The sequence below is a fragment of the Agromyces binzhouensis genome (assembly GCF_004135055.1).
Classification (GTDB): Bacteria; Actinomycetota; Actinomycetes; order Actinomycetales; family Microbacteriaceae; genus Agromyces; species Agromyces binzhouensis.
Genome location: NZ_SDPL01000338.1, coordinates 1 through 3,525, shown reverse-complemented (window position 1 = coordinate 3,525; position 3,525 = coordinate 1). Strand labels below are relative to the sequence as shown.

General features: G+C 74.5%; 2 protein-coding genes and 1 pseudogene. 1 reads left to right on the top strand and 2 read right to left on the bottom strand.

All coding sequences use genetic code 11. From position 1 onward, the window contains the following. Together ESO86_RS13725 and aceB are read right to left on the bottom strand one after the other, a co-directional pair. Window positions 1-199 (bottom strand): DUF6986 family protein (locus tag ESO86_RS13725; protein WP_422836497.1); only part of this gene is annotated, 199 nt, incomplete at its 3' end. 3 nt (window positions 200-202) lie between these two features. Beyond that, window positions 203-1,801: a malate synthase A gene (gene aceB, locus ESO86_RS13720; protein WP_129235513.1), complete on the bottom strand. Its 1,599-nt coding sequence runs from the start codon at window positions 1,799-1,801 to the stop codon at window positions 203-205. A gap of 160 nt (window positions 1,802-1,961) precedes the next feature. Between aceB and ESO86_RS13715 the strand changes: the two are divergent. Further along, a pseudogene (locus ESO86_RS13715) lies at window positions 1,962-3,439 on the top strand (xanthine dehydrogenase small subunit). Window positions 3,440-3,525 lie beyond the last annotated feature (86 nt).

The following is a 3,525-nucleotide window of genomic DNA, read 5'->3' as shown; positions in this document are numbered from 1 at the left end:
CCGATGCCGCGGCCGCGAGCGCCGCTCTCCCCCACACCGCGGGCAGGTCCGGCGTGATCGTGTCGCCGGGCACGTAGACCGTGTGCACGGGCTGCCGCGACCCGTCGTCGCCCGGGTAGGCCGTCGCGAGCAGGCGGTCCGTCTCGGCGAGGCGGGCGTCGATCGAGGCCGACAGGGCGGAGGGCAGCGCGGTCCGCACGGCTCAGGCCAGCAGCTCGTAGGCGGGCAGCGTGAGGAAGTCGACGTAGTCGTCGGCGAGGACGAGGTCGGCGACGAGGCGCGCGGCGGGTTCGTAGTACTGCGCGAACCGGTCGCGCGGCACGTCGGCGGCGAGCGCCGCCACCTCCTCGTCGAGCACCTCGCGCACGAGCTCGGGCGTCATGGTCCGGCCCGTGTCGGCGAGGACCACTCCGTGCTGCAGCTGCTGCCACACCTGCGACCGCGAGATCTCGGCCGTCGCGGCGTCCTCCATCAGGCTGTGCAGGGCGACCGCGCCGCTGCCGGCCAGCCACGCCGCGGTGTACGCCACGCCGACCGACAGGTTCGTGCGGAGGCCGGCCTCGGTCACCGCTCCGCCGGTCGCGGCGACGTCGAGGAGCTCGGCGGCCGAGACCTCCACCTCCGGCCGCTGCCGGTCGAGCTGGTTGGGCCGGTCGCCGAGCACGTCGTCGAAGACCTCGCGGCAGACCGGCACGAGGTCGGGATGCGCGACCCAGGAGCCGTCGAATCCGTCCGCCGCCTCGCGGGTCTTGTCGGCCCGGACCTTCTCGAACGCGACCGCGGTGGCCTCGGGGTCGGCGCGGTTCGGCACGAACGCCGCCATGCCGCCCATGGCGACCGCGCCGCGGCGGTGGCAGGTCTTCACGAGCAGCTCGGTGTAGGCGCGCATGAACGGCGCCGTCATCGACACCGACGCGCGGTCGGGCACGATGAACTCGGGGCCCGCGTCGCGGAACACCTTGATGATGCTGAAGAGGTAGTCCCATCGCCCGGCGTTGAGGCCCGACGCGTGGTCGCGGAGCTCGTACAGGATCTCGTCCATCTCGAACGCGGCCGGGATCGTCTCGATGAGCACCGTCGCGCGGATGCTTCCGGCCGGCAGCGCCATGCGCTCCTCGGAGAACGCGAACACGTCGTTCCAGAGTCGCGCCTCGAGGTGGCTCTCGAGCTTCGGCAGGTAGTAGTACGGGCCGGCACCGTGCTCGATGAGCGCGTTCGCGGTGTGCGCGAAGTGCAGCCCGAAGTCGACGAGCGACCCGGACGCCCGCTCGCCGTCGACCAGGACGTGCTTCTCCGGGAGGTGCCAGCCGCGCGGGCGCGTGACCACGGTCGGCCGCCGGACGTCGTCGCGGAGCGCGTACTCCCGGCCGTCCGGCGAGGTCCACGCCAGCGTGCCGCGCGCGGCCTCGCGCAGGTTCCGCACGCTCCCGACGACGTTCTCCCAGGTCGGGCTCGAGGCATCCTCCAGGTCGGCGAGCCAGACCCTGGCACCCGAGTTGAGCGCGTTGATGGCCATCTTGGCCGGCGACGCGGGGCCCGTGATCTCGACGCGGCGGTCGGCGAGCGCCTCGGGCGGCGGCGGCACCCGCCACTCCGACTCGCGCACCTCGCGGGTCTCGGCGAGGAAGTCCAGCGGCTCACCGCGCGCGATCCGCGCTCGGCGCTCGGCGCGCGCGACGAGCAGGTCACGTCGTCGCGCGTCGAACCGGTGGTGCAGTTCCTCGACGAACGCGAGCGCCTCCTCGGTCAGGACGTCATCGTCGTCGGCGACGCCGTCGACTCGGGCGATCTCGATGCTCATGCGGCTGCCGCTCCCTTCCGCTTCGCTGCGGGGTGGTGATCCGGGCCTCGTTCCTCATCTTCGCGCACAAGCGCGCGGGCCGGAACCGGCGTGCGCGCATGAGCGGGACGGGAGTGCGCCCGCGCGCGCGGCGTAGACTCCGGAACAGGGGGAGCCAGGCATGGATATCGTCGTCACCGTCAACGGCCGGCCGCGGGACACCACGGGCATCGCGGCCCACACCACCGCGCTCGACTGGCTCAGGTCGATCGGCCTGACCGGCGCGAAGGAGGGCTGCGCCGAGGGCGAGTGCGGCGCGTGCGCCGTGCTGCTCGCCACGCCGGGCGAGGACGGCGGGACCGCCTGGACGGCGGTGAACGCGTGCCTCATGCCGGCCGCGGCGCTCGACGGCCAGGAGGTCGTGACCGCCGAGGGGCTCGGCACGCCGGAGCGGATGCATCCGGTGCAGTCGGCGCTCGCCGAGGCGGGCGGCTCGCAGTGCGGGTACTGCACGCCCGGCTTCGCCTGCAGCATGGCCGCCGAGTTCTACCGCGTGCGCAACGGCGCGGATGCCCCGGGCGCGACGGCGTCCGCCACGGATGCAGGCCCCACCGCGTCGGTCGCGCACGACGAGGCCGACTTCGACCTGCACGCGCTGAGCGGCAACCTCTGCCGGTGCACGGGGTATCGCCCCATCCGCGACGCCGCGCTGGGGCTGGACGTCTCGCCCGGGGCCGACGACCCGCTGGCGGAACGCCGCATGCATCCGGCACCCGCCGCCCGTGCGACCCGCCTCGCGGGCGACGGCGGGCGATTCGTACGACCCGAGACCCTCGACGAGGCGCTGGCACTCCTGCACGTCGAGCCCGAGGCCGTCGCGATCGCGGGGTGCACCGACTGGGGCGTCGAGGCGAACCTGCGCGGGCGACGGGCCCCGCTCGCGGTCGCGATCGACCGGCTCGACGAACTGCGCACCTTCGAGGAGGACGACGCCGGCATCGACCTCGGAGCCGCGCTCACCCTCACCGAGGTCGAGCGACGGCTCGACGGGCGCGTGTCGCTGCTCGCGGCGCTGTTCCCGCAGTTCGCGTCGCCGCTCATCCGCAACCGCGCCACGCTCGGCGGCAACCTCGGCACCGCCTCGCCCATCGGCGACGCGCCGCCGGCGCTGCTCGCACTCGAGGCGCGGCTCGTGCTCGCCTCGCCAGACGGCGAGCGCGAGGTCGACCTCGCCGACTACTTCACCGGGTACCGCGAGACCGTCCGCCGGCCGGGCGAGTTGATCCGCACCGTCCGGATCCCCCAGCCGACGGCCAACCTCACCGCGTTCCACAAGGTCGCCAAGCGCCGCTACGACGACATCTCGAGCGTCGCCGTGGCGTTCGCGATCGACCTCGACGAGGACCGGGGCACGGTCGCGTCGGCGCGCATCGGCCTCGGCGGCGTCGCCGCGACGCCGATCCGCGCACGCGCGACCGAGGCCGCGCTCGTCGGACGCGAGTGGTCCGCCGACACCGTGCGGGAGGCGGCATCCGTGCTCGCCGGCGAAGGCACCCCATGTCGGACCACCGCGCGAGCGCCGAGTACCGGTCCGCGATGCTCGCGCAGTCGCTGCTGCGCCTGCATCGACGGACCGCACGCGAGGGGGTGCCCGCATGAGCGAGCTCTCGGACCGCCCCGCCGGCGCCGTCGCCGGCACGCCCGTCGCCCACGAGAGCGCCCGGCTGCACGCCACCGGCACCGCC

Excerpts from the sequence above, each read along its gene's own strand:
- aceB (WP_129235513.1), bottom strand. The coding sequence starts at position 1,801 with ATGAGCATCGAGATCGCCCGAGTCGACGGCGTCGCCGACGACGATGAC.